Annotated in this window: 20 protein-coding genes and 2 pseudogenes; 8 read left to right on the forward strand and 14 right to left on the reverse strand. The window is 73.8% G+C overall.

Annotated features, from left to right (window positions below; all coding sequences use genetic code 11):
- On the forward strand, nt 1-239 hold a 239-nt coding region (locus ACFV4N_RS13750), incomplete at its 5' end, for a S1C family serine protease (protein WP_499672851.1).
- A gap of 145 nt (nt 240-384) precedes the next feature.
- Here the strand turns inward: ACFV4N_RS13750 and ACFV4N_RS13755 are convergent.
- Both ACFV4N_RS13755 and ACFV4N_RS13760 read right to left on the reverse strand, forming a co-directional pair.
- Nucleotides 385-1,611, reverse strand: a complete 1,227-nt coding sequence (locus ACFV4N_RS13755; RefSeq protein WP_499672852.1) for a class I SAM-dependent methyltransferase — start codon at nt 1,609-1,611, stop codon at nt 385-387.
- A gap of 13 nt (nt 1,612-1,624) precedes the next feature.
- A complete protein-coding gene (locus ACFV4N_RS13760) occupies nt 1,625-2,956 on the reverse strand; it encodes an FAD-binding oxidoreductase (protein WP_499672853.1) in 1,332 nt (443 codons plus the stop codon).
- A gap of 88 nt (nt 2,957-3,044) precedes the next feature.
- Between ACFV4N_RS13760 and ACFV4N_RS13765 the strand changes: the two genes are divergently transcribed.
- A complete protein-coding gene (locus tag ACFV4N_RS13765; protein ID WP_499672854.1) occupies nt 3,045-4,637 on the forward strand; it encodes an acyl-CoA dehydrogenase family protein in 1,593 nt (530 codons plus the stop codon).
- Complete coding sequence (locus ACFV4N_RS13770) at nt 4,634-5,389, forward strand: crotonase/enoyl-CoA hydratase family protein (protein ID WP_499672855.1); 756 nt, start codon at nt 4,634-4,636, stop codon at nt 5,387-5,389. Before ACFV4N_RS13765 ends, ACFV4N_RS13770 begins: the two co-directional genes overlap by 4 nt.
- A gap of 18 nt (nt 5,390-5,407) precedes the next feature.
- Here ACFV4N_RS13770 and ACFV4N_RS13775 read toward each other — a convergent pair whose 3' ends face one another.
- The 5 genes from ACFV4N_RS13775 to ACFV4N_RS13795 all read right to left on the reverse strand — a co-directional run bounded on the left by ACFV4N_RS13775 (nt 5,408) and on the right by ACFV4N_RS13795 (nt 11,347).
- Nucleotides 5,408-5,605, reverse strand: a complete 198-nt coding sequence (locus ACFV4N_RS13775; RefSeq protein WP_499672856.1) for an Imm1 family immunity protein — start codon at nt 5,603-5,605, stop codon at nt 5,408-5,410.
- A gap of 99 nt (nt 5,606-5,704) precedes the next feature.
- Complete coding sequence (locus ACFV4N_RS13780; protein WP_499672857.1) at nt 5,705-6,859, reverse strand: acyl-CoA dehydrogenase family protein; 1,155 nt, start codon at nt 6,857-6,859, stop codon at nt 5,705-5,707.
- Between the two features lie 3 nt (nt 6,860-6,862).
- A complete protein-coding gene (locus tag ACFV4N_RS13785) occupies nt 6,863-8,779 on the reverse strand; it encodes an acetyl/propionyl/methylcrotonyl-CoA carboxylase subunit alpha (protein WP_499672858.1) in 1,917 nt (638 codons plus the stop codon).
- A gap of 5 nt (nt 8,780-8,784) precedes the next feature.
- Nucleotides 8,785-10,389 carry a carboxyl transferase domain-containing protein gene (locus tag ACFV4N_RS13790; protein WP_499672859.1) on the reverse strand — a complete coding sequence of 535 codons (1,605 nt, stop codon included), beginning with the start codon at nt 10,387-10,389 and terminating at the stop codon, nt 8,785-8,787.
- A gap of 169 nt (nt 10,390-10,558) precedes the next feature.
- Nucleotides 10,559-11,347, reverse strand: a complete 789-nt coding sequence (locus tag ACFV4N_RS13795) for an SGNH/GDSL hydrolase family protein (RefSeq protein WP_499672860.1) — start codon at nt 11,345-11,347, stop codon at nt 10,559-10,561.
- A 191-nt stretch (nt 11,348-11,538) separates the two neighbouring features.
- On the opposite strand from ACFV4N_RS13795, the gene ACFV4N_RS13800 reads away from it, so the two are divergent.
- Together ACFV4N_RS13800 and ACFV4N_RS13805 are read left to right on the forward strand one after the other, a co-directional pair.
- Complete coding sequence (locus ACFV4N_RS13800) at nt 11,539-12,114, forward strand: SACE_7040 family transcriptional regulator (RefSeq protein WP_499672861.1); 576 nt, start codon at nt 11,539-11,541, stop codon at nt 12,112-12,114.
- Between the two features lie 105 nt (nt 12,115-12,219).
- Nucleotides 12,220-14,361 (forward strand): phospholipase A2, encoded by a 2,142-nt coding sequence (locus tag ACFV4N_RS13805; protein WP_499672862.1) that lies wholly within the window; start codon nt 12,220-12,222, stop codon nt 14,359-14,361.
- A gap of 6 nt (nt 14,362-14,367) precedes the next feature.
- Here ACFV4N_RS13805 and ACFV4N_RS13810 read toward each other — a convergent pair.
- The 4 genes and pseudogenes from ACFV4N_RS13810 to ACFV4N_RS13825 all read right to left on the reverse strand — a co-directional run.
- Nucleotides 14,368-15,264 (reverse strand): annotated as a pseudogene (locus ACFV4N_RS13810) (acyltransferase family protein); the annotation flags it as partial.
- Nucleotides 15,261-15,941 (reverse strand): alpha/beta hydrolase, encoded by a 681-nt coding sequence (locus ACFV4N_RS13815; protein WP_499672863.1) that lies wholly within the window; start codon nt 15,939-15,941, stop codon nt 15,261-15,263. The gene ACFV4N_RS13815 and the pseudogene ACFV4N_RS13810, both read right to left, overlap by 4 nt.
- 63 nt (nt 15,942-16,004) lie before the next feature.
- A complete protein-coding gene (locus tag ACFV4N_RS13820) occupies nt 16,005-16,652 on the reverse strand; it encodes a response regulator transcription factor (protein WP_499672887.1) in 648 nt (215 codons plus the stop codon).
- A gap of 106 nt (nt 16,653-16,758) precedes the next feature.
- Nucleotides 16,759-17,886 carry a sensor histidine kinase gene (locus ACFV4N_RS13825; RefSeq protein ID WP_499672864.1) on the reverse strand — a complete coding sequence of 376 codons (1,128 nt, stop codon included), beginning with the start codon at nt 17,884-17,886 and terminating at the stop codon, nt 16,759-16,761.
- Nucleotides 17,887-18,045: 159 nt separating this feature from the next.
- On the opposite strand from ACFV4N_RS13825, the gene ACFV4N_RS13830 reads away from it, so the two are divergent.
- Complete coding sequence (locus ACFV4N_RS13830) at nt 18,046-18,546, forward strand: hypothetical protein (protein WP_499672865.1); 501 nt, start codon at nt 18,046-18,048, stop codon at nt 18,544-18,546.
- Nucleotides 18,547-18,685: 139 nt separating this feature from the next.
- Nucleotides 18,686-20,245, forward strand: coding sequence for a cellulose binding domain-containing protein (locus tag ACFV4N_RS13835; protein ID WP_499672866.1), 1,560 nt, complete (start codon nt 18,686-18,688; stop codon nt 20,243-20,245).
- Here the strand turns inward: ACFV4N_RS13835 and metX are convergent.
- Together metX and ACFV4N_RS13845 are read right to left on the reverse strand one after the other, a co-directional pair.
- Entirely contained in the window at nt 20,229-21,314 is a 1,086-nt protein-coding gene (gene metX, locus ACFV4N_RS13840; protein ID WP_499672867.1) for a homoserine O-acetyltransferase MetX, read from the reverse strand. The genes ACFV4N_RS13835 and metX overlap by 17 nt on opposite strands.
- Nucleotides 21,311-22,603: pseudogene (locus ACFV4N_RS13845) on the reverse strand (bifunctional o-acetylhomoserine/o-acetylserine sulfhydrylase); the annotation flags it as partial. The pseudogene ACFV4N_RS13845 and the gene metX, both read right to left, overlap by 4 nt.
- A 217-nt stretch (nt 22,604-22,820) precedes the next feature.
- Between ACFV4N_RS13845 and ACFV4N_RS13850 the strand changes: the two are divergent.
- Nucleotides 22,821-23,840, forward strand: coding sequence for a Gfo/Idh/MocA family oxidoreductase (locus ACFV4N_RS13850; RefSeq protein WP_499672868.1), 1,020 nt, complete (start codon nt 22,821-22,823; stop codon nt 23,838-23,840).
- A gap of 115 nt (nt 23,841-23,955) precedes the next feature.
- Here the strand turns inward: ACFV4N_RS13850 and ACFV4N_RS13855 are convergent, their stop codons facing one another.
- Nucleotides 23,956-25,290: an MFS transporter gene (locus ACFV4N_RS13855; protein WP_499672869.1), complete on the reverse strand. Its 1,335-nt coding sequence runs from the start codon at nt 25,288-25,290 to the stop codon at nt 23,956-23,958.
- Nucleotides 25,291-25,475: the final 185 nt, after the last annotated feature.

Consider the following 25,475-nt stretch of genomic DNA (forward strand, 5'->3'; position numbering starts at 1 on the left):
CGCCGGGCGCGACCACGGGCCGCCGCGGCGCGTCGGTGAGCTACCAGGCGATCCAGACCGACGCCTCGATCAACCCGGGCAACTCGGGCGGTCCGCTGGTCGACGCGGCCGGCGAGGTCGTGGGCGTGAACTCGGCGATCTACTCGCCGGCGTCGGAGAGCGGTGCGGCGGGGAGCGTGGGCATCGGGTTCGCGATCCCGTCGAACCAGGTCCAGCAGATCATCGGCGGGATCGCCTGAGCGCGCGGGCGGGTGAGGACCGACCGGGCGCTCAAGGGCGGTGGACCCTTGAGCGCCCCGGCAGCGGTCACCCGGCGGGGCGGCGGGGCGGCCGATCGGGCGGTCACCCGGCAGCGGTCACCCGGCAGCGGTCACCCCCGCGCCGTCACCACTCCGGCCGCAGCGGCATGTGCGCGTCCGTGCCGTCCAGCTTCACGCCCAGCACCTGGTGCAGCTGGATGTTGTTGCGGTCGAACCCCAGCCGGGACGCGGCCAGGTACAGCCGCCACACGCGGGCGCGGCCCAGGCCGACCTCCGCCACCGCCTCCTCCCAGTGCTCGTCCAGGTTCCGCGACCACGCCGCCAGGGTCAGGGCGTAGTGCTCGCGCAGGTTCTCCTCGTGCCGCACCTCGAAACCGGTGTCGTGCACGAGCGACACGATGTGCCCCGGCCCGACCAGCTCGCCGTCCGGGAACACGTACCGGTTGATGAACCCGCCGGTCCGGGCGGGCTGCTTGTTGTCCGGCCGGGTGATGCAGTGGTTCAGCAGCCGGCCGCCGGGGCGCAGCTTCCGGTGCAGGGACCGGAAGTAGCCGGGCAGCTTGGCCTTGCCGATGTGCTCGGTGAGGCCGATGGAGCTGACCGCGTCGAACCCGTCCTCGCGCACGTCCCGGTAGTCCAGGTGCCGCACCTCGGCCAGGTCGGACAGGCCCGCCTCGGCGATGGCCTTGCGCGCCCACTCGGCCTGGTTGCGCGACAGCGTCACGCCCAGCGCCCGCACGCCGTACTCGCGGGCCGCGTGCACGACCATCCCGCCCCAGCCGCAGCCCACGTCGAGCAGCCGCATCCCCGGCCGCAGGCCCAGCTTGCGCGCCACCAGGTCGTGCTTGGCGAACTGGGCCTGCTCCAACGTGGACCCCGGCGTCGGGTACACCGCGCACGTGTAGGCCATCGACGGCCCGAGCAGCCACTCGTAGAACCTGTTCGACACGTCGTAGTGGTGGGCGATGGCCTCGCGGTCCCGCGCCTTGGAGTGCCGCAGCCCGCGCAACCGCCGCTCCTGCGGCGGCGGCTCGACCCTCGTGCCCAGCCGGGCCCGGCCCAGGGTGCTCAGCAACCCCACCCGCTGCCCCCACGGCACGTCCCGCAGCGACAGCTCGGACAGGCGCGTCAGCGCCCCGTACACGTCCCCGATGATCTCCAGGTGCCCGGTCACGTACGCGCGGGCCAGGCCCAGCTCGCCGGGCGCCGACGCCAGGTAGGACAGCGCCTGCGGGGTGCGGACCTCGATGCGCACGTCCGCGTCGCCGGGCCCCGCCCGGCTCCCGTCGTACGCGGTGAAGACGACGTCCCGCCCGCCGACCGCACGCTGGAACACCTCAGCCAACCGCACGACCACGCTCCTCTCATCCACGCAGAACGCACTTGGCGTACAGATCGGGCAGCCGCCCGTCCGGGTCGTAGCGCTCCTTGAGCCGCCGGTAGGCCGACCCGTCGTAGAGGTCCCAGAACTCCTCTTCCCCGTAGTAGGAGTCGGAGTACAGCGACTTGTGCCCGCCCAGCCGGGTGACCTCGGCCTCGATGAGCCGGTTGCGGCTGCCCAGCTCCTCGTCGGGGCGCAGCGGCACCGACGACCAGAAGCCGACGTTGACGTACAGCACGTCCGGGTCCATCGGGTACAGCGGCCAGCCCGCCCGGTCGCGGAGCCGGATCGGGCACAGCCACACCGGGCTGATGCCGATCTCGCGGTGGAAGAAGTCGAGGAACTCCGCGAGCCGGTCCACCGGGATCTCCACGTCCTGGATCACCGGCTCCTCCACCGCCTTGCTCAGCCGGGCCGAGAAGCGGTGCCGCCGGTCCCACGCCACGACCCGGCGGTAGACGTCCGACCGCAGGTAGCGCTTGGGCACCAGCCGCCGGACCAGCGGGCGCTGCACGCCGAACGCCCGCGAGCACCAGAACCAGTCGGTGTCCCACCGCCACAGGTAGTCGCGCGCGGTCAGGTAGTCGGTGCGCCGCTCCTGGATCGACCGGTAGTAGATCCGGTTGCCGGTGTAGTCGGAGGTCCACGGCGCGGTGCCGGTCCAGTTGCCCAGGGTCAGGTACTGCTCGCCCGCCGAGAACACCGTGCCGTCCACGAAGTCGACCGGTTCGCCCAGGTACGCGCCCTCCGCGCAGATCGCGGAGATCACCCGGGCGCATTCGGCGGCGTCGCCGAACGGCACGTGCCGCAGCCGCACGTACGGCGAGACGGGCTCCAGCTCGATGTCGAGCCGCAGCGCGTAGCCGAGGGTGCCGTAGGAGTTCGGGAACCCCCGGAACAGGTCGTCGCCCGGTTTGACCACCTCGACGGCGCCCTCGCCGGTCATGACCTCCAGCTCGCGCACCGACTCGTGCGGCAGGCCGTTGCGGTACGAGCTGGACTCGATGCCGAGGCCCGCCACGGCCCCGCCGAGCGTGATGGTCTTGAGCTGCGGCACGACCAGCGGCATCAGGCCGTGCGGCAGGGTGGCGTCGACCAGGTCCTCGTAGGTGGTCATGCCCTGGACCCGAGCGGTCCGGGCCTCGCGGTCGACCGAGAGCACCCGGTTGAACCGGTGCACGTCCAGACCGCCGGGTTGGTCGGCGCGGAACCGGAACAGGTTCGACGTCGACTTGGCGAGGCGCACGGGTGCGCCCGCCGGGATAGCCGCGTACTGGCCGCGCAGCGCGGCCACCGCCCCTTCGTGATCGCTCACCGGATCGACGGTAGGCCCGAACGGTTTGATCAGCACCCCCGACTTTCCGGGGTCCACGAAGTTACCCGCGAGTAGTACTCTGACGTGCATGACGCGCGTCACGCACGAGGTGACCAACCAGGTCCCCCCGCTGGAGGGCCACGACGTCTCCGCCGACCCGGCGCTGCTGGACGGCCTGCACCGGGGCGGCGCGGGGTGGGCGGAACCGGAGCTGCGCGAGCTGGGCGCGCTGGCCGGCACGGCCGAGGTCCAGGACCTGGGCCGGCTCGCCAACGCCCACCCGCCCGTGCTGCGCACCCACGACCGGTACGGGCGCCGGATCGACGAGGTCGAGTTCCACCCGGCCTGGCACCGGCTGATGACCACCGCCGTGCGGCACGGCCTGCACGCCTCGCCGTGGCGGGACGACCGGCCCGGCGCGCACGTGGCGCGGGCCGCGAAGTTCTACGTGTGGAGCCAGGCCGAGGCCGGGCACGGGTGCCCGATCTCGATGACCTACGCCTCCGTGCCCGCGCTGCGCGTGTCGCCGGACCTGGCGGCGCGGTTCGAGCCGCTGCTGGCCTCCCGCGAGTACGACTTCGGCCTGCGCGCGCCCGAGGGCAAGCGCGGGCTCATCGCGGGCATGTCGATGACCGAGAAGCAGGGCGGCTCGGACGTGCGCTCGAACACCACGCGCGCCGTGCCGAACGGGGACGGGTACCTGCTGACCGGGCACAAGTGGTTCACCTCGGCCCCGATGTCGGATCTGTTCCTGACGCTGGCGCAGGCGCCGGGCGGCCTGTCGTGCTTCCTGGTGCCGCGCGTGCTGCCGGACGGGACGCGCAACGCGGTGTTCCTCCAGCGCCTGAAGGACAAGCTGGGCAACAGGTCCAACGCGTCGGCGGAGGTCGAGTACGACGAGGCGGTCGGCTGGCTGGTCGGCGAGGAGGGCCGGGGCGTGCGGACCATCATCGAGATGGTCAACACGACGCGGCTGGACTGCGTGATCGGCACGGCCGCCGGGATGCGGGCGGGGCTGGTCCAGGCCGCGCACCACGCGGCGCACCGCGGCGCGTTCGGCGCGCTCCTGGTCGACCAGCCCGCGATGCGCAACGTGCTCGCCGACCTGGCCGTGGAGTCGGAGGCCGCGACCACGGCGGCGCTGTGGCTGGCGGGCGGGCGCAGCCGGCTCGGGCTGGCGGTGACCAAGTACTGGGTGTGCAAGCGCGGCCCGGCGCACGCGGCCGAGGCGCTGGAGTGCCTGGGCGGCAACGGGTACATCGAGGACTCCGGGATGCCCCGGCTGTTCCGCGAGTCGCCGCTGATGTCCATCTGGGAGGGCTCGGGCAACGTGGCGGCGCTGGACGTGCTGCGGGTGCTCGGGCGCTCCCCCGACGCGGTGGCGGAGTTCCTCGCCGAGCTGGACGCGGCCCGGGGCGCCGACCGGCGGCTGGACGGCGCCGTGGCGGCGCTCAAGGACGAGCTGGCGGACACCGGTGACCTGGAGGTCCGGGCGCGCAGGCTGGTGGAGCGGATGGCGCTGGCGCTGCAGGGCTCGCTGCTGGTGCGGTTCGGGCACCCGGCGGTGGCGGACGCGTTCTGCGCGTCCCGGCTGGCCGGCGACCGGGGCGCGGCGTTCGGCACGCTGCCGCGCGGCGTCGACTTCGGCGCGATCGTGGAACGGGGGCTGCCCGAGCTGTGAGCGCGGTGCGAGTGGAGCGGTCGGGACCGGTGTTCACGGTCCTGCTGAACCGCCCGGAGGTGCGCAACGCGGTCGACGGGCCGACCGCCCACACCCTGACCGAGGTGTTCCGCGAGTTCGACGAGGACCCGACCGCGTCCGTGGCCGTGCTGCACGGCGAGGGCGGCACGTTCTGCTCGGGGGCGGACCTGAAGGCGGTGGGCACGGCCCGGGGCAACGACCCGATGTCGGCGTCCGGGCCGATGGGGCCGACCAGGCTGCGCCTGTCGAAGCCGGTGATCGCCGCCGTGTCGGGCCACGCCGTGGCGGGCGGCCTCGAACTGGCCCTGTGGTGCGACCTGAGGGTGGTGGACGAGGACGCGGTGTTCGGCGTGTTCTGCCGCCGGTGGGGCGTGCCCCTGATCGACGGCGGCACGGTGCGGTTGCCGAGGCTGATCGGGACGTCACGGGCGCTGGACCTGGTCCTGACCGGCCGGCCCGTGCACTCCGGCGAGGCGCTGCGGATCGGCCTGGCGAACCGGGTCGTGCCGAACGGCACCTGCCGGGCGGCGGCCGAGGAGCTGGCCGCGCAGGTCGCCGGGTTCCCCCAGGGGTGCCTGCGCCGGGACCGGTTGTCGGTGCTGGAGCAGGAGGACCTGACGGAGGAGGAGGCGTTGGCGAACGAGCGGGACCACGGGGTGGTGTCGTTGCGGGAGGTGGGGAGCGGGTTGCGGCGGTTCCTGGCGGGCGAGGGGCGGCACGGGCGGTTCTAGCCGGTTCCCGGGGGTGGTCTACCGGCGGTCCTCCTGCCAGGTCACGCAGGTCGGCCGCTCGCCGCCGGTGGTGAGCAGCTCCCACATGGCCTCGCGCACGGTGTCCAGGGGCACTTCGGCGTCGGCGGGGAAGTCGTGGGGCACGCCGAAGTACGTGAGAACAACCTGGCCGGGGTTGATCCGCCTGCTCGACCGGCAACCGCGCCTCTTCGGCACCTTCGGCGGCATCGGCCAACCGCGCGAACGGCAACAGGAACAACACCCGGCAGGGCTACAGCCCTGCCGGGTGTTGACCAACGGTCACCGCGAGGAGCGCTACTTCAGCCCCAGCTCCCGGGCGATCAGCATCTTCTGGACCTCGCTGGTCCCCTCGCCGATCTCCAGGATCTTCGCGTCCCGGTAGAACCGCCCCACCGGGAACTCGTTCATGAACCCGTACCCGCCGAAGATCTGGGTCGCCTCGCGCGCGTTGTCCATCGCCGCCTCCGACGACACCAGCTTCGCGATCGCCGCCTCCCTCTTGAACGGCTCGCCGCGCAGCATCTTCGACGCCGCCTGGTAGTACGCGAGCCTCGAGGTGTGGGCGCGGGCCTCCATCTCGGCGATCTTGAACTGGATCGCCTGGTACTCGCCGATCTTGCGGCCGAACGCCTCGCGCTCGCCCACGTACCCCAGGCACTCGTCCACGCAGCCCTGCGCGAGCCCCACGCCGATCGCGGCGATGGCGATGCGGCCCTCGTCCAGGGTCTGGAGGAACTGCGCGTACCCGCGCCCCCGCTCACCGACCAGGTTCCCCACCGGCACGCGGCAGTCCTGGAACGACAGCTCGCGCGTGTCCGACGCGTTCCACCCGACCTTGGAGTACTTGCGCGACACGGTGAACCCGGGCGTGCCGGTCGGCACGATGATCGCCGAGATCTCCGGCTTCCCGTTCTCCCGCCGCCCGGTCACGGCCGCGACCGTCACCAGGCCGGTGATGTCCGTGCCCGAGTTGGTGATGAACGCCTTGGTCCCGTTGATCACCCACTCGTCCCCGTCGAGCACGGCGGTGGTGCGCAGCGCGCCCGCGTCCGACCCGCCGCCCGGCTCGGTGAGGCCGAACGCGCCCAGCACCTCGCCCGAAGCCAGGCTCGGCAGCCACCGCGCCTTCTGCTCGTCCGACCCGAACCGGTACACCGGCATCGCGCCCAGCGACACACCGGCCTCCAGCGTGATCGCCACCGACGAGTCGACCCGCGCCAACTCCTCCAGCGCCAGGCACAGCGCGAAGTAGTCGCCGCCCATGCCGCCGTGCTCCTCGGGGAACGGCAGCCCGAACAGGCCCATCCGCCCCATCTTGGCGACGATCTCGTACGGGAACTCCTCGCGCTCGTAGAACCCGCCGATCACGGGCGCCACCTCCGCGCGCGCGAACTCCTCGACGGTCTTGCGCAGCGCCTCGTGTTCCTCGTCAAGGCGGAAGTCCAACATCGCTCACTCCTGGTGGGGCACGACGACGGCAAGGGTTTGGTCCAGCGCGACCTGTTGGCCCGCCCGGACGTGAACTTCGGCGAGCACGCCGGCCACGGGGGCCGTGACGGTGTGCTCCATCTTCATCGCTTCGACCACGAACAGCGGCTGCCCCGCGACCACCTCGTCACCGGCGGACGCGCGCGCCACGAGCACCGTGCCCGGCATGGGGCTGGTCACCGGTCCGCCCGCGCCGCCACCGCCGGCCGCCGCGACCTCGGACGGCAGGGTCTCGGTCAGCGCCCACGAGCACCCGTCCGCGCCGAGCCACAGCACGTCGCCGGACCTGGCCACCGCGTACCGGCGGGTGCCGACCACCAGCGCGCCGTCCTCCGCGGAGACCTTGAGCCGCAACGGTTCCCCGCCGTCGACCGAGACCTCGTCGCCGCGCACGCGCACCGGCACGCCGTCGATCAGCCACGTGGTCCACGCGTGCTCGCCGACGCGCCACCCGTCGACGCGCTCCCACGGGTCGTCGCCGCGCAGCGAGAGCTGACGCTCCAGCGCCGCCGCGGCCAGCACCTCGTCCGGCCGGTCGACGGCCACCAGCTCGTCCAGCTTGCGCTCGACCAGGCCGGTGTCCAGCGCGCCCGCGCGCACGTCCGGGTCCTTCAGCAGCGCCCGCAGGAACGGGATGTTCGTCGTCACGCCCAGCAGCACCATGCGCCCGAGCGCGGCGTCCAACCGCCGCAACGCCTCCTCGCGCGTGTCGCCGGACGCGACGACCTTGGCCAGCATCGGGTCGTAGTCGCTGCCGACGGTCAGCCCGACCCGCAGCGCCGAGTCCACCCGCACGTCCGCGGGCTCCTCCAGCGCCAGCACGGTGCCGCCGGTCGGCAGGAACCCGCGCGCCGGGTCCTCCGCGTAGACGCGCGCCTCCACGGCGTGCCGCCGGAGCCTCACCTCGCCGAGCCGGAGGTGCTCCCCCGCCGCGACGCGCAACTGCTGCTCGACCAGGTCCACGCCGGTGGCCAGCTCCGTGACCGGGTGCTCGACCTGGAGCCGGGTGTTCATCTCCATGAAGAAGTAGTCGCCGGAGGCGCCGTCGACGATGAACTCCACCGTGCCCGCGCCGACGTACCCGACGGACCGCGCCGCCTCCACCGCCGCCCGGCCCATCGCCTCCCGCACCTCGGGCGTGAGCAGCGGCGACGGCGCCTCCTCGATGATCTTCTGGTGCCGCCGCTGGAGGCTGCACTCGCGCTCGCCGAGGTGGGTGACGCCGCCGTGCGCGTCGGCCAGCACCTGGATCTCGACGTGCCGCGGGTTGGTCACGAACCGCTCGATGAGCAGGGCGTCGTCCCCGAACGACCCGCGCGCCTCGCGCCGCGCCGACTCGATCGCGTCCCGCAGCCCGGACGGCTCGTGGACCAGCCGCATCCCCTTGCCGCCGCCGCCCGCGGACGGCTTCAGCAGCACCGGGAACCCGATCTCGCCGGCCGCCTCCACCAGGTCGTCGTCGGTCATGCCGACCGCGGTCCGCCCCGGCACCACGGGCACGCCGGCCGCCGCCACGGTCAGCTTGGCGCGGATCTTGTCGCCCATCGCCTCGATCGCCTCGGCGGGCGGCCCGATGAACACCAGGCCCGCCTTCTCGCAGGCCCGCGCGAACTCGGCGTTCTCGGCCAGGAACCCGTACCCGGGGTGCACGGCCCGCGCGCCCGTCGACACCGCGGCCCCGACCACCCGCTCGATCGACAGGTAGCTCTCCCGCGCCGCCGCCGGCCCGAGCCGCACCGCCTCGTCCGCCAGCCGCACGTGCAGCGCGTCGGCGTCCGCGTCGCTGTAGACGGCGATCGACCGGATGCCGAACCGCCGCAGGGCGCGGACCACCCGCACCGCGATCTCGCCGCGGTTGGCCACCAGAACCGACTCGAACATCCCCATCACATCCGGAAGACGCCGTAGGAAACGGGCTCGATCGGGGCGTTGGCCGCGGCGGACAGCGCGAGGCCCAGGACGGTCCGGGTGTCCATCGGGTCGATCACGCCGTCGTCCCACAGCCGGGCCGTGGAGTAGTACGGGTTGCCCTGGTCCTCGTACTGCCGCCGGATCGGGGCCTTGAACGCCTCCTCGTCCTCGGCGGACCAGGCGTCGCCGAGCTGGTCGCGCCGCACGGTGGCCAGCACCGACGCCGCCTGCTCGCCGCCCATCACCGAGATGCGGGCGTTCGGCCACATCCACAGGAACCGGGGCGAGTAGGCCCGCCCGCACATCGAGTAGTTGCCCGCGCCGAACGACCCGCCGATCACCACGGTGAACTTCGGCACCCGCGCGCACGCCACCGCGGTCACCATCTTCGCGCCGTGCTTGGCGATGCCCGCCGCCTCGTACTCGCGGCCGACCATGAACCCGCTGATGTTCTGGAGGAACACCAGCGGCACGGAGCGCTGGTCGCAGAGCTGGATGAAGTGCGCGCCCTTCAGCGCGGACTCGCCGAACAGCACGCCGTTGTTGGCGACGATGCCGACCGGGTGGCCGTGGATGCGGGCGAACCCGGTGACCAGCGTGGCGCCGTAGTCCTTCTTGAACTCCTGGAACCGGCTGCCGTCGACCACGCGGGCGATGACCTCGCGCACGTCGTAGGGGGTGCGGCTGTCGGTGGGCACCACGCCGTACAGCTCGGCGGGGTCCGCGGCCGGCTCGACGGCCGGCTCGACCCGCCAGGGGCGCGGCGGGCGGGGGCCCAGCGTGCCGACGATGGAGCGCACGATGCGCAGCGCGTGCTCGTCGTTCTCGGCGAGGTGGTCGGTGACGCCGGAGGTGCGCGAGTGCAGCTCGCCGCCGCCCAGCTCCTCGGCCGTGACGACCTCGCCGGTCGCGGCCTTCACCAGGGGCGGGCCGCCGAGGAAGATCGTGCCCTGGTTCCGCACGATGACCGCCTCGTCGGACATGGCGGGCACGTACGCGCCGCCCGCCGTGCACGAGCCGAGGACGGCCGCGACCTGCGCGATGCCCCGGGCGGACATGGTGGCCTGGTTGAAGAAGATGCGGCCGAAGTGCTCGCGGTCGGGGAACACCTCGTCCTGCTTCGGCAGGAACGCGCCGCCGGAGTCCACCAGGTAGACGCACGGCAGGTTGTTGTGCAGCGCCACCTCCTGGGCGCGGAGGTGCTTCTTGACCGTCATCGGGTAGTAGGTGCCGCCCTTGACGGTGGCGTCGTTGGCGACGACCACGACCTCGCGGCCCGACACGCGGCCCACGCCGGTGATGACGCCCGCGGCGGGCGCCTCGTCGCCGTACATGCCGCCCGCGGCCAGCGGCGAGAGTTCGAGGAACGGCGAGCCGGGGTCGAGCAGGGTGTCGACGCGGTCGCGGGGCAGCAGCTTGCCGCGCGCCACGTGCCGCTCGCGGGCCTTCTCCGGTCCGCCGCGCGCGGCGTCGCGGAGCTTGGCGCGCAACTCGTCCACCAGGCGCGCGTGCTCGTCGTGGTAGCGCCGGAAGGCGTCGGCCGACTTGTCGGCCGCGCTGCGCAGCACCGGGGCGTCCATGGGCTCCTCGTGGTTAGCCGTCGTTAACCTACGAGGATGTTAGCGCCTGTTAACGGCACCGGACAAGCAAGAGGGGACCGCGGCTGCGGCCCCCTCTTCGGTGCGCCCGACGAGCGCACTGCAGATCACTGACAAAATCTGTTATCTGTTATTTGTTATCTGTCCTTTGTCAGCCGGCTGCGGAGCTGAACTGCGGCAGGTAGCCGAGGCGCTGGCCGTTGCGGTTCGGGTGGTAGGACTCCTCGACCGGCCAGGACAGGCTGTTCAGCCACCAGTCCGACGAGCAGATCTCGTGACCGGTGAACGCGCCGCGCAGGTCGCGGTAGGCGAACGACTTTGCCGCCGCGCGGGCCGAGATGACCTGGTGCAGGGTGTCGGAGGCGGAGTTGATCGCGGCCCGCTTGGTGTCGCTCAGGCCGACCGAGCAGGTGCCCGGCACCTTGTAGAGGCGCGGGTAGCCCAGCACGACGACCTTGGCGGACGGCGCGCGGTTGCGGATCTGGGTGTAGACGTTGTCGAGCAGGCCGGGCAGGGTGCCGGTGGCGTAGGCCTTGGCCTGGTTGACGCGGTTGGTGCAGGTCGCGTCCGTGCCCAGGGTGCAGGTCGTGATCACGTCGGAGAAGCCGGCGTCGTTGCCGCCGACCGAGATGCTGACCAGGGAGGTCGACGCGCTGAGCGCGCTGACCTGGTTGTTCAGCACGTCGCCGGTGCGGGCGCCGGAACAGGCGACGAACCGGAACGACGCGGGCGCGTTCGCGGCGGCCCAGAGCGCCGGGTAGGCGTACTGGCTGCGCTTGCAGCTGCCGGAGTCGCTGTAGTAGGTGCCGGTTCCGGTCCCCGAGGAGTAGGAGTCGCCGAGCGCGACGTAATTGGCGCCGGCCGCTTGGGCCGGCGTGACGAGCGCCAGCGACGCGGCGATCGCGACCGCGGCGCTGGACAGGGTTTTGACAAGGCGCATCGGAGCCTCCCGGAGGGAAACAACGCAGGGTGTGATGCAGTGCACAACAACAGGTACCAGCAGGTAGACCTGATCAAGAAGAGTGGGTCAAGAGTTAACGTCGCGTTACTGAAAGTAGTAAACGATCTCCACGTGGCACTGGAGTTAACGGTCGTTTACCTCAGGTGGGCCGGCCGCTTAAGATGGGTGCCGTGCCGGACGTACCCGTGAAGCAGAGCCGCCGTGACCAGATCCTGGCCGCCGCCGCCGAACTGTTCGCCCGGCACGGCTTCCACGGTGTCGGCATCGACGACATCGGCGCGGCGGTGGGCATTTCCGGACCGGCGCTCTACCGGCATTTCCGCAGCAAGGACGCGATGCTGGGAGAAATGCTCACGCAGATCAGCGAACGCCTGCTCGACGGCGGGCTGGCGCGCGTCGCGGCGTCCCGCGACCCGGAGCACGCGCTGCGCGAGCTGATCCGCTGGCACGTCGACTTCGCGCTGGACGACCCGGCGCTGATCACCGTGCAGATCCGGAACCTGGCCAACCTGACCGACCCCGACCGGCGGCTGGTGAGAGCGCTCCAGCGGCGCTACGTGGAGGTGTGGGTCGAGACGATCCGCAAGACTTCGCCGGAGGTCGACGAGCCGACCGCGCGGGCCGCCGCGCACGCCGTGTTCGGCCTGATCAACTCCACGCCGCACAGCGCCCACCTGGACCGGGAGCAGATGGCGAAGCTGCTCTCCCGGATGGCGCTGGCCTCCCTGTCGGGCGCGATCGCCTGAGCGACCTGGCGCCGATCGGCCGATCGGCGGTGGGGCGGGCCCCACCGCGACCGGGGGCGCAACGGGTTGGCGGCGCGCGACGCCGGTCCGTAGCCTGGACGGCCGATGGGTGACGCAGAGGGGAAGACCACCGGGGGGTGGCCGGGCTTCCGGTCGTTCGCCCGCTTACCGGCCTGGTTCCGGTTCACCCTGATCACCCTGGCCGTCTTCGCCTGCGGCGTCATCGCCTCCCGCCCCGCGGGCGCCACCGACCCACCGCCGCTCACCGGGGACGTCGCCGTCGCCGCCCGCGCCGTCACCGCGCTGGCGAACCCCTCCGCCGCCAGCCCCCTGGCCGAGTTCCCCGCCGACTTCACCGAGGTCGTGCACCGCACCCCGCGGGTCGTCACCGCCCCGGACGGCACCACCCGCGCCATCGACCCCGGCGGCGGCTGCTCCGGCCCCGCCGGCGACACCGAGTGGGACTTCGGCGCCTTCTGCAAGGCCCACGACCTGGGCTACGACCTCCTCCGCTACGCCGAGAGCAAGGGCCGCCCCCTCGACCGGCAGGCGCGCGAGGCCCTGGACACCCGCCTCACCCTGGACATGGACGCCCAGTGCGACCGCAACCCCCGGGGCAACGCCGGCCGGTGCCACGCCACCGCCCAGCTCTACACCGCGGGCCTCGAGTTCAACTCCTGGCGCCAGCGCTGGGGCCCGCCGGGGCACGAACCGGTGCTGGCCTGGGGCTTCGGCAGCGCCGTCGTCGTCTTCCTGCTCGTCGCCCGCCTGCCGGGCCGCCGCGGGCCGCCCGGACCGCGGCCGGAGCCCAGGCAGCCCGACCGCTACGCCACCTTCCTGCGCCTGGCCGCCCTGGGCCTGGTCGTCATCGGCCAGTCGGTGCTGACCGTGACGCACTGGGCGGGCGCGAGCGCCCACTGGCTGTGGCTGCTCACCTGGTTCCTCCAGGCCACCCCGGTCTTCTACTTCGCGGGCGGCCACGCCAACCTGGTCAGCTGGCACGCCGTCCAGGCCGAGCACGGCGGCTACGGCCGCTACCTGGCCGCCCGCACCTCGTGGCTGCTGCGCCCGGTGCTGGCGTTCGTGCTGGCCTGGCTGGTCCTGCCGCTGCCCCTCGAACTGCTCGACGTGGACAAGTCCCGGGTCGAGCTGTTCGGCAGGCTCATCGCCCACCCGCTGTGGTTCCTCGGCCTCTACCTCGTCGCGGTGGCCGCCACCCCGGTCATGGCCCGGCTGCACCGCGACGCCCGCCTGCTCGCGCCGGTCGCGCTGGTCGCCCTGATGATCCTGGTCGACGCGCTGCGCATCGGCTTCGACTGGCGCACCGGCGGCCACCTCAACCTGCTCCTCGGCGCGCTGCTGCTCCAGCAGCTCGGGTTCCACTACGCCGACGGCAGCCTGCTGCGCCTGCCCCGCCGCGCCCTCGCCCTGCTCGCGGTCGCCGCCGTGCCCGTGCTGCTGGCGCTGATCACGGTCGGCGGCTACCCGCGCACCATGATGGCGCTGCCCGGCGAGCGGACCTCCAACCTCACCCCGCCCACCGTCTGCCTGCTGGTGCTCGGCCTGGCCCAGATCTGCGTGGTGCTGCTGCTGCGCCCCCGCGTGGCCGCGTGGCTGGAGGGGCACCGGCAGTGGCGGGTCGTCGAGTTCGCCCGCACCGCGCCGATGACGGTCTACCTCGGCTACCTCACCGCCCTCGCCGCCGTGGTCGGGCTGCTCGGCGTGCTCGACGGGCCCGCCGCGTTCGGCTGGGTCGTCCACCGGCCCCGCTGGACGGCCGTGCTCGTGCTGCTGCTCCTGCCCGTGCTGCTGCTGTTCCACCGCTTCGAGCGCGGCGCCACCCACCCGCCGTGCCGGACCAGGGAGACCCACCGCACCCGGCTGGCCGTCACCCTCGGCGTCGGCTACGGCGCGCTGGGCGTGCTCGGGTTCGTCGTCACCGGCTTCTCGGGCGCGGCGGACGTGCTGGTGGTGTTCCGGGTCGACCCGCTGCAGAACCTGATCCACCTGCTGCTCGGCTGGTACCTGCTGCACACCGCCCACTCGGGCGGCTGCCACACCCGCCGCCCCTGGCTGCTGACCGCGCTGGCCTGCGTGCCGCCGCTGCTGGTGCTCCGGCCGACCGCCGCGGAGATCGCCCTGCACGGCGCGACGATCGTGCTCGCGCTGCTGGCGGCGCTGCCGAAGCAGGAGCAGGCACACGCCGAGGAACACCGGCAGCCACGTGAGGCGCTCCAGCACCCATAGCCCGTCCGAGGGCACCGTGTTGAGGCCGCGCAGCGACCCGAACGCCGACCCCACCAGCACCACCACCAGCAGCGCGCTCTGGTGCGCCAGGAACACCGGCAGCGCCTTGGCGTTCACCGCGGGCGCCCGGAACCTCGGCCGCACCAGCAGCACCAGCCCGACCTGCGCCACGGCCAGCGCCAGCGCCGCGGCCGACGGCGGCGACAGGTTCGACTCCACCGCGCCCGGCACGCCCACCGCGCTCGCCGGCCACCCCAGCGCCAGCAGCCCGGCGAACGCGACCGCGCCAACCCCGAACAGCGCCGCGCCCCACGACCTGCGCCACCCGTGCCGGGCCACCAGCACGCCCAACTGCCACGGCACGCACCACACCGCGACCACGTTCACCCACCCCGCGCCCACCCACCCCGCACCCGCCCACCCCGCGTCCAGCGCCACCAGCGCGACGGGCACGGCCACGCCCCACCACCCGAGCCGCGCCAGCACCGGCGTGAGCGCCGACAGCAGCAGGTGCACGACGAGGAACCACAGCGGCGTGACGACCAGGTACCCGGCCGTCCACACCGTCTGCTGCGGCAGCCCGCGCAACGACAGTCCGAACAGGACCAGCGCCCACGCGCCCAGCAGCACCGCCACCGGCGCGACCAGCCGCCGCGCCCGCCGCCACCACGGCGTCGCGCCGCGCGCCGCGCCGAAACCGCCGACGAAGAAGAACAGCCCCAGCACCTGGAGCACCCAGGTCAGCGGCGCCAGCTCCGGCACCCACCGCAGCGGGCTGTCCACCACCAGGCCGTCGGCGGTCAGCACCGGCGCCGTCACCAGCCAGTGGCCCAGCACCACCCCGCCGACCGCCAGCGCCCGCGTGGCGTCGACCGCCCGGTCCCGCTCCCCCGGCGCGCTCACGGCTCCTCACCCACCGCGATCCGCGCCACCGCCCGCAGCGGGGCCGACCCCGCGCGGAAGTACCCGTCGTGCCCGGCGTCACCGGCGTCGAAGACCCGCGCGCCGAACCCGGGTCCCACCGGGTCCGCGCCGTGCCCCAGGTCGCCCAGCCGGACCGCGGGCACCCACCGCACCCAGTCCCGCCCGCCCCGGGCCGCCCACACCCGCGTGTCGCCGAACTCGGCCGCCGAGTCCGCGCGCACCCCCGGCGAACCGAGGAACACCAGGTCCTCGACCCGCGGCCGGGCCAGCGAGCACACCACCGCGCCGTAGCTGTGGCACACCAGGCGCACGTGGCCCGGCAGGCCCCGCACGTACGCGTCGAGCGCCCGCGCGCCCGCCCTGGCCAGCCGCCCGCCCGCCGCGTCGACGCCGAGGCCCGACGGGGTCCGGTAGCCGAGCCAGGCGACCACCGCGAGGTCGTCCCGCCCGGCCTCGGCCCGCAGCTCGCGCGCCATCCGCCCGACGGTGCCGGCGAACCGCGGACCGTCCACATCGGAGCCCGGCACGAGCACGACCACGTGCGCCGCCCGCGCCAGGTCACCCAGCACCTCGACGCGCGGGGTGAAGGGAGGCGGCCCACCCCCGGGCGCGGCGAGCACCAGCAACGCCGCCAGCAGAGCGATCTTCCCCGTCATGCCCGGAAACCTAGGAAGACCACGGGCCCCGGGGCGTCACACCGCGGTGCCGTTCCGCCGGCCCTACCCGGGTACCACGAGCCCGGACTCGTAGGCCGCGATCACGGCCTGGGCCCGGTCGCGCAGGCCGAGCTTCATCAGCACCCGGCTCACGTGCGTCTTGACCGTCTGCTCGGCCAGCACCAGGTGCGCGGCGATCTCGGCGTTCGACAGGCCCCGCGCGACCAGCCCGAGCACCTCGGTCTCCCGCTCGGTGAGCGCGCCCAGCGACGCGGGCCGCACCACCCGCGCCGGCCGCGACTTGACGAAGTCCTCGATGAGCCGCTTGGTCACCGAGGGCGCGAGCAGCGCCTCGCCGCGCGCCACCACCCGCACCGCGGCCAGCAGCTCGCTCGCCGGCGCGTGCTTGAGCAGGAACCCGCTCGCGCCGGCCCGCAGGGCCTCGTACACGTAGTCGTCCAGGTCGAAGGTGGTCAGCACGAGCACCCGGACCGGGTCGTCGGCCAGCAGCCTGGTCGCGGTCAGGCCGTCCGTGCCCGGCATCCGCACGTCCATCAGCACCACGTCCGGCCGCAGCCGCCGCACCTGCGCCACGGCCTCCGCGCCGTCGCCCGCCGAGCCGACCACCTCGATGTCGGGCTGGGCCGCCAGCAGGGCCGCGAACCCCTCGCGGACCATCTCCTGGTCGTCGGCCACCAGCACCTTGACCACCGCCGCGCCACCCCCGCCCACGCCGCCGCCGTCCCCGCCCCCGCTCACGCCGCCGCCCCCGCTCACGCCGTCGCCCCCGCTCACGCCGCCGTCCCCCTCCACGCCGTCACCCCCGCTCCACCGGGATCGTCGCACGCACCTCGAACCCGCCGTCGTCGGTGGGCCCGGCCGCCACCGACCCGCCGTGCACCGCCACCCGCTCGCGCATCCCGCGCAGCCCGTGCCCGCCACCGCCGCCGCGCGACGGCCCGCCCGCCGTGTTGCGGACCACGACCCGCAGCCCACCGGCCTCGAACCCGACCTCGACCGAGGTGGTCGAGCCGGGCGCGTGGCGGGCCGCGTTGGTCAGCGCCTCCTGCACCACCCGGTACGCGGTCAGCCCGACCGCCTCCGGCACCTCCACGTCGGGCACCGCGGCCCCGGGGTGCAGCGCGCGGACGTCGGCCAGGCCGGGCTGCGGCAGCCGGTCGGCCCGCTGGTCCGCCGCCCGCAGCACGCCCAGCAGCCGCTGCATGTCGGTGATCGCGGCCCGCGCCGCGCCGCCCAGCTCGGCGAACTCGCGCAGGCCCGCCTCCGGCAGGCCGGTGATGCGGTAGGGGGCGGTCTCGCAGCGCACCACGACCATCGACATGTGGTGCGCGACCACGTCGTGCATCTCGCGCGCGATGCGGGCCCGCTCCTCCAGCGCCGCCTTCGCGTCCCGCTCGGCGTGGTACCGCTGCTCGGCCCGCCCGCGCGAGCCGAACGCGTACCCGAGCAGGAGCGGCAGCGCCAGCACCGGCGCGGTGACGGTGAACAGGTCGAGCGTGCCCGTGAGCGCGCCGACCAGGTAGGTCGCGGCGGTGGTGAGCAGGCCGACGACCAGCACGACCCGCCCGGTGTGGAGCACGCCGACGGCCAGCAGGACCGGCAGGTACCAGCCCCAGTGCCAGCCGTCGAGCGGCGCCGTGCCGGAGTCCTGGAGGATCCGCGCCACCAGCAGGCCCGCCGTGGCCAGCCGCCACGCGCCCAGCACCGAGCGGAACAGCAGCAGGAAGCTGCCGGCGACCAGCGCGAAGATCAGCGGCCACCACCCGTCCGGGTCGCGGGAGTCCACGTAGTCCACGCTCAGGGTGATCGCCACGACGAGGCCCCAGGCGAGCACCGGCACGGCGGCGAGCCGGGGGTGCCGGGAGCCCTCGAAGACCCGCGTGCGGTCGCGGAGCAGCACGACCCGGAGGAAAGTGCGGATCATGCGCCTGATGCTAGGTCGGCCGGGTACCCCGGCACATGCCCCCGCGGATCGACATACCCGAGTAGCACCCCACCGGACAAGGCGTTGCTTCAGCCGAACACCACCGGGTAGGCAATAGGCAAGAGCTGTGCACACCTACTCCCCTCGGAAGATGGCCGCATGCACCCGCAGCAAGATCCGGACCGCCGCGCACGGCTCCAGGCCGTGGCCGCCGAGGCCCTGGCCGCCGCCAAGGTCGGTGAGGACGCGGTCGCGGTCGACCTGGTCACCGGCTACCTCAGCGGTTCCCCGGAGGGCAACGAGGAGATCCGGGAGCTGGTCCTGCTGCTGTTCTCCGAGTGCAGCGAGATGGTCGCCGCGCTCGGGTCGGGCGGCGCGACCCCGGTGAAGATGCAGGTCTTCGACGAGGACGGGCAGGAGGTGCCGATCGACGACGCCGACCCCCCGGTCCGCACCGCCATCCGCACGCTGCTCGCCGAGGTGCACGGCGACCAGGAGGCGGCGGCCGAGCAGATCGAGATCGCGCTCGCCAACGGTCAGCCGCAGGAGCTGGCCACCGTGGTGCTCCAGGCGCTGCGCTGGACGGTGAAGCTCGCCGCCGAGTGCCAGACGCGCGACCTGCCGGTGTCCCCGTGGATCGCCGCCGCCTTGGACGAGTGACCGTTTCCGGCACCGCTGTCCATTTTCGCTGGTCAGACTCTCGCACCTGATCGATGCAGAGCCTTGACAGCACCATTGGTCTAGACCAGCCTCCTCGTGGGCGCGACATCCCTGCCACCCACGAGGAGGAGACTTCCTCATGTCACCACGATGGGGCGCGTTGCTCACGGCGAGCGCGCTCGCCCTCGGCTCCCTGGCCCTCACCGGTCCGTCCGCGGTCGCGGCGCCCGGTGTCACCGCGACCTTCGCCAAGACCCAGGACTGGGGCAGCGGCTTCGAGGCCCGGTTCACCGTCGCCAACGGCGGCCCCGCCGCGGTCACGTCGTGGCGGGTCGAGTTCGACCTGCCCGCGGGCACCGCGGTCGGCTCCTACTGGGACGCCCTGATCACCCGCACGGGTGATCACTACGTTGCCACCAACCGCACCTACAACGGCACGGTCGGCGCCGGCGCCTCGGTGACCTTCGGGTTCCTCGGCACCGGCTCGGGCGCGCCGCTCAACTGCACCGTCAACGGCTCGCCCTGCACCGGCGGCGGTGGCGACACCACCCCGCCGAGCGCGCCGAGCGGCCTGCGCGTCACCGGCACCACCGACACCACCGCGTCGCTGGCCTGGGACGCCGCCACGGACAACGTCGGCGTGACCGCCTACGACGTGCTGCGCGGCGGCGCGGTCGCCACCTCGGTCAGCGGCACCACGGCCACGGTGAGCGGCCTGACCCCGAGCACCGCCCACACCTTCACCGTCCGGGCCCGCGACGCCGCCGGCAACACCTCGGGCCCGTCCAACCAGGTCACCGCGACCACCCAGCCCGGCCGGCCCCAGCCCGGCGGCCGGGGCGCGCCGTACCTGTTCCTCGGCTGGGGCAACCCGCCCGCGCCGCAGACCGTCATGAGCGCCACCGGGGTCAAGTGGTTCACCCTGGCGTTCGTGCTGTCCTCCGGCGGCTGCAACCCCGCCTGGGACGGCACCCGGCCGCTGACCGGCGGCGTCGACCAGCAGGTCATCAACCAGGTCCGCGCGGCCGGCGGCGACGTGATCCCGTCGTTCGGCGGCTGGAGCGGCAACAAGCTCGGCCCCAACTGCTCCACCCCGCAAGCGCTTGCGGGCGCGTACCAGAAGGTCATCGACGCCTACGGGCTGAAGGTGATCGACATCGACATCGAGAACACCGACGAGTTCGAGAACGCCGCCGTGCAGGACCGCATCCTGGAGGCCCTGAAGATCGTCAAGCAGAACAACCCGGGCATCCAGACCATCGTCACCTTCGGCACCACGACCACCGGCCCGAACTCCTGGGGCAACCGGCTGATCGAGCGGGCCGCGGCGATCGGCGCGAACGTCGACGTGTTCACGCTCATGCCGTTCGACTTCGGCAGCTCCGACGTCGCGACGGACACGATCAACGCGGTCACCGGCCTCAAGAACAGGCTCAAGGCCACGTTCGGGTGGTCCGACGCCGAGGCGTTCGCGCACAGCGGCATCTCCGGCATGAACGGCCTGTCCGACCAGCGCGAGGTGACCACCACCCAGGCCTGGACCAGGATCCGGGACTGGTCCAAGGCCAACGGGCTGGGCCGCCTCGCGTTCTGGGCGGTCAACCGCGACCGCGGCGGGTGCGACGGCCAGGTGTCGTCGAACTGCTCGGGGATCGCGCAGCCGGACTGGGAGTTCACCCGCATCACCGCGGGCTTCTGACCCCTTCCAGCAGCTCGTCCACGAGCTTGGCCACCTGGTCGACCTCGATGAGGAAGGCGTCGTGGCCGTAGGGCGAGGTCACCACGCGGAGGTCGCCGGCGCCGGGCACGGCGTCGGCGATCTCCCGCTGGAGGCGCAGCGGGTAGAGCCGGTCCGAGTCGATGCCCGCCACGATCGTGCGCGCGGTGACCCGGCCCAGCGCCGCCCGCACGCCGCCCCGGCCCCGGCCCACGTCGTGGCCGTTCATGGCCTCGGTCAGCACCACGTAGCTCTCCGGGTCGAACCGGCGGGCCAGCTTGTCGGCGTGGTGGTCCAGGTAGGACTCGACCGCGAACCGCCCGTCCGGCTGCACCTCGCGCCCGAACCGGGCGTCCAGCTCCGGCTCGCTGCGGTAGCTGATGTGGGCGATCCGCCGGGCCACGCCCATGCCGCGCACCGGGTCCAGCTCGATGGCGCGCAACTGGGCCGAGGCGAGCGCGACGTTCTCCGCGGTCGACGCCGCGGGCGCGGCCAGCACCAGCAGCGACCGCACCCGGTCGGGCTCGGACACCGCCCACTCCAGCGCGCGCATCCCGCCCATGGAGCCGCCCAGCACCGCGGCCCACGCCCCGATGCCCAGGTGGTCGGCCAGCAGCACCTCGGCCGCCACCTGGTCCCGCACCGACACGCGGGGGAACCGCGCGCCCCACGGCCGGCCGTCCGGCGCGGTCGCCCACGGCCCGGTGGTGCCCTGGCAGCCGCCCAGCACGTTCGGCGCGACCACGAACCACTCGGCGGGGTCCAGCGCCTTCCCCGGCCCGACCAGGCCGTCCCACCAGCCCGGCGTCGGGTGGCCCGGCTCGACCCCGCCCGCCACGTGGCTGTCGCCGGTCAGCGCGTGCAGCACCAGCACCGCGTTCGAGCGGTCCGCGTTCGGCTCGCCCCACGTCTCGTAGGCGATCGCCAGGGGCAGGTCGGGCAGGGCGCCGCGGAACCAACGCCTGCGCCCGTCGGGGTCCCCCTCGCGCCACCCTCCGGCGGCGCGAGGGGTCTCCCCGACGGTGGCTCCGGGGCCCGGAGCGGTCGTCACAGCACCGACTTGGCGGCGCGGAAGCCCGCCTCCAGGTCCGCCTTGAGGTCCTCCACGCCCTCGATGCCGACCGACAGCCGGATCAGGCCGGGCGTGACGCCCGCGACGGCCTGCTCCTCGGGGGTGAGCTGGCTGTGCGTGGTGCTGGCCGGGTGGATGACCAGGCTGCGGACGTCGCCGATGTTGGCGAGCTGGCTGAACAGCTCCAGGCCGTCCGCGAACGCCCGGCCCGCCTCGACGCCGCCGCGCAGCTCGAAGGACACGATGCCGCCCTGGCCGTTCGGCAGGTACTTGCGCGCCAGATCGTGCCACGGGCTGGACTCCAGGCCCGCGTAGTGCACCTTCTCGACCTCGTCGCGCGACTCCAGCCAGCGGGCGAGCTCCAGCGCGTTGGCCGAGTGCCGCTCCAGGCGCAGCGACAGCGTCTCGATGCCCTGGATGACCAGGAAGCTGGTCAGCGGCGCGATGGCCGCGCCGGTGTCGCGCAGGCCCTGCACGCGCAGCTTGGCCGCGAACGCGCCGTGGCCGAGCGCGGGCCAGTACTGGAGGCCGTGGTAGCTGGGGTCGGGCTCGTTGAAGTCCGGGAACCGCTCGGCGTCGGAGAACTCGAACTTCCCGCCGTCGACCACCACGCCCGCGATGGCGGTGCCGTGGCCGCCGAGGTACTTGGTGGCGGAGTGGATCACGATGTCCGCGCCGTGCTCCAGGGGCCGCAGCAGGTAGGGCGTCGGCACGGTGTTGTCCACGATCAGGGGCACGCCCGCCGCGTGCGCCACCTCGGCCACGCCCTCGATGTCGAGCACGTTGCTGCGCGGGTTGGCCAGCGACTCGGCGAAGAACGCCTTGGTGTTGGGCCGCACGGCCGCGCGCCACGCGTCGAGGTCGTCGGGGTCGTCCACGAAGGACACCTCGATGCCGAGCTTGGGCAGCGTGTAGTGGAACAGGTTGTAGGTGCCGCCGTAGAGGGAGGCGCTGGAGACGAGGTGGTCGCCCGCGCGGGCGAGGTTGAGGATCGTGGCGGTCTCGGCGGCCTGGCCGGAGGCGAACGCCACCGCCGCGATGCCGCCCTCCAGCGCCGCGACCCGCTGTTCGAGCACGTCCTGGGTGGGGTTGTTGATGCGGGTGTAGATGTTGCCGGGCTCCGCGAGGCTGAACAGCGCCGCGCCGTGGGCGGTGTCGCGGAACACGAACGAGGTGGTCTGGTAGATCGGCGTGGCCCGGGCGCCGGTGGCGGGGTCGGGCGCGGCGCCGGAGTGGACCTGCTTGGTGTCGAACGACCAGGACATGCTGGGGCTCCTGTCAGGCTGGGGGTGGTGACGAGGGCACGCCGAAGGGAGGACGACGGTGCTGGAACGAGGTGGATCAGCCGAGGCGACAGGCCATGCTGGTGACACGTGCGTAATCCACGTGCCGTCGCGTCACCAGCAGACTCATGGGGCTGAACGTAGCGGTGGGTGACGAACCTGGACAGGGCGTCCACGTCGTGGGAAGCCTAGGGTTCCTCGCATGCGCACCGCACTCATCGGCTACGGGCTCGGCGGAGCCGCGTTCCACGCACCGTTCCTCGACGTGACCCCCGGCCTGGAGCTGGCCGCCGTGGTCACCGGCGACCCGGGGCGGCGGGCCGAGGTGGCCGCCCGCTACCCCGGGGCGGAGCTGATCGCGTCGCCCGACGAGCTGTGGGCGCGGGCCGGCGAGTTCGACCTGGCCGTGGTGACCACGCCCAACCGCTTCCACGCCGCGCACGCCCGCGCCGCGCTGGAGCACGGCCTGGCCGCGGTGGTGGACAAGCCGTTCGCGGCGACCGCGGCCGAGGCCCGCGAGCTGGTCGACCTGGCGGCGTCCCGCGGCCTGCTGCTCGCGCCGTTCCACAACCGGCGCTGGGACGGCGACTTCCGCACGGTGGCGCGGCTGGTCGGCGAGGGCGCCCTGGGCCGGGTGCACCGGTTCGAGTCGCGGTTCGAGCGGTGGCGGCCGGAGGTCAAGGACTCCTGGAAGGAGTCCGGCGACCCGGCCGACCTGGGCAGCGTCGTCTACGACCTGGGCACGCACCTGGTCGACCAGGCCATCGCCCTGTTCGGGCGGCCCACCGCCGTGTACGCGGAGGTGCGGGTGCTGCGGCCGGGCGCGAAGGCCCACGACGACGCGTTCCTCGCGCTGACCCACACCACCGGCGCGGTGTCGCACCTGTGGGCGTCGGCGCTGGCGGCCTCGCCCGGACCCCGGTTCCGGGTGCTGGGCGACCGCACCGCGTTCGTGAAGTTCGGCATGGACCCGCAGGAGGAGGCGCTGAAGGCGGGCGCGACCCCCGGCGGCCCCGGCTGGGGCGAGGACGCCGAGGAGCGGTGGGGGCTGCTGGGCGACGCGCCGGTGCGCACCGAGCCGGGCGCGTACCAGGACTTCTACGCGGCCGTCGCGGACGGGCGGGCCCCGGTGCCCGCCGGGGACGCGGTGGCCGGGCTGGAGGTCGTGGAGGCGGCGTTCGAATCGGCGCGGACGGGCGCGGTCGTCCCGCTCCCCGGCTGATCGGGCCGCGCCCGGGAACGCCCGGCGGGACGCGGGAGCGGGTGGGAGTCCCGGCGGGCGGGGGTCCCGGCGGGCGGGGGTCCCGGCGGGCGGGAGTCCTGGCGGGCGGCGGCCGTCAGCGCGGCGCCGGATCGGGTGTCGGGCCGGGTGCCGAACCGACACCCGGGTCGGGCACGCCCTCGTCCGGGCCCCGCCGCAGCGTCTCGCCGATCGCCAGCAGGCACAGGGCGCTGACCACCGCGCCCCCGACCAGGTACAGCGAGATCGGCCACGAGGCGCCCCCCGGCGTGGCGCCCAGCAGCCACGTCGCCACGAACGGGGACAGCCCGCCGCCGAGCACCGCGCCGAGCTGGTAGCTCAGCGACACCCCGCTGTAGCGCACCCGCGGGCCGAACAGCTCGGCGTAGTAGGCGGCCATCGGCCCGAACAGCGCGGCCGCCCCCGCCATCGCCACCACCACCGACAGCACGACCAGCCCGGTCGACCCCGTCTCCAGCAGCCAGAACAGCGGGAACGCCCACACCGCCTGGAACACCGCGCCGCCCAGCATCACCGGCAGCCGCCCGACCCGGTCGGCCCGCCGCGCGAACACCAGGATCGCCGCGGCCTGCGCGGCCGACCCGAGCAGGCCGGCGGTCAGCAGCGTCCCGCGCGGCACCCCGAGCTGCCTGGTCCCGTAGGACACCGCGAAGGTGACCACCACGAAGATGAACGCGTTGAACCCGAGGTTCACCCCCGCGCCCAGCAGCACCCGCCGCCACGAGTCCCGCAGCACCACGGCGATCGGCAGCCGCACCGCGCCCGCCCGGTCCCGCGCCTCCCGGAACACCGGGCTCTCCTCCACCGACAGCCGCAGGTACAGGCCCACGCCCACGAGCACGAGGCTGAGCAGGAACGGCACCCGCCAGCCCCAGTCGGTGAACGCGTCGCCGGACACCGCGGCGGACGCCGCCATCGCGCCGTTGGCCAGCAGCAGCCCGAGGGGCGAGCCGAGGAACGTCCAGCTCCCGTACCACGCGGTCCGCCCCGGCGGCGCGTGCTCGACCGCCATCAGCGTCGCGCCGCCCTGCTCGCCGCCGAGGAAGAAGCCCTGGAGGACGCGCAGGAGCACCAGCAGCAGCGGCGCGGCGATGCCGATCGAGGAGTAGCCGGGCAGCAGGCCGATCAGCGCCGTGCACACGCCCGTGGCGGTCAGCGTCAGCACCAGCATCGCCCGCCGCCCGACGCGGTCGCCGAAGTGGCCGATCACCACGCCGCCCAGCGGGCGGGCGAGGAAGCCCGCGCCGAACGTGGCGAACGCGAGCAGCGTGCCGACCCGCGGGTCGAAGGACGGGAAGAACAGCTCGTCGAACACCAGCGCGGACGCCGTGCCGTAGAGCAGGAAGTCGTACAGCTCCACCGCGTTCCCCGCGGAGGAGGCCAGCGCCACCCTGCGCACCCCGGAAGCCATCCACCCACCCTGGCCCGCGCCGGCGCGCCGCGCCAGTGAGCCGGCCCGGCGCGGGGATCCGAACCCCGCTCGGCCTACCCGCGGGTAGCGAGGTCATCGGCCCGGACCGCGCGAACCTTGAGCGGAACCACACTTTTCGGTGAGATGACCGCGAGATGACTGGAGGAGGCGGTGCGGGAGGCCCA

Origin of the sequence: Actinosynnema sp. NPDC059797 (genome assembly GCF_042732085.1) — a bacterium.
Lineage (GTDB): Bacteria > Actinomycetota > Actinomycetes > Mycobacteriales > Pseudonocardiaceae > Actinosynnema.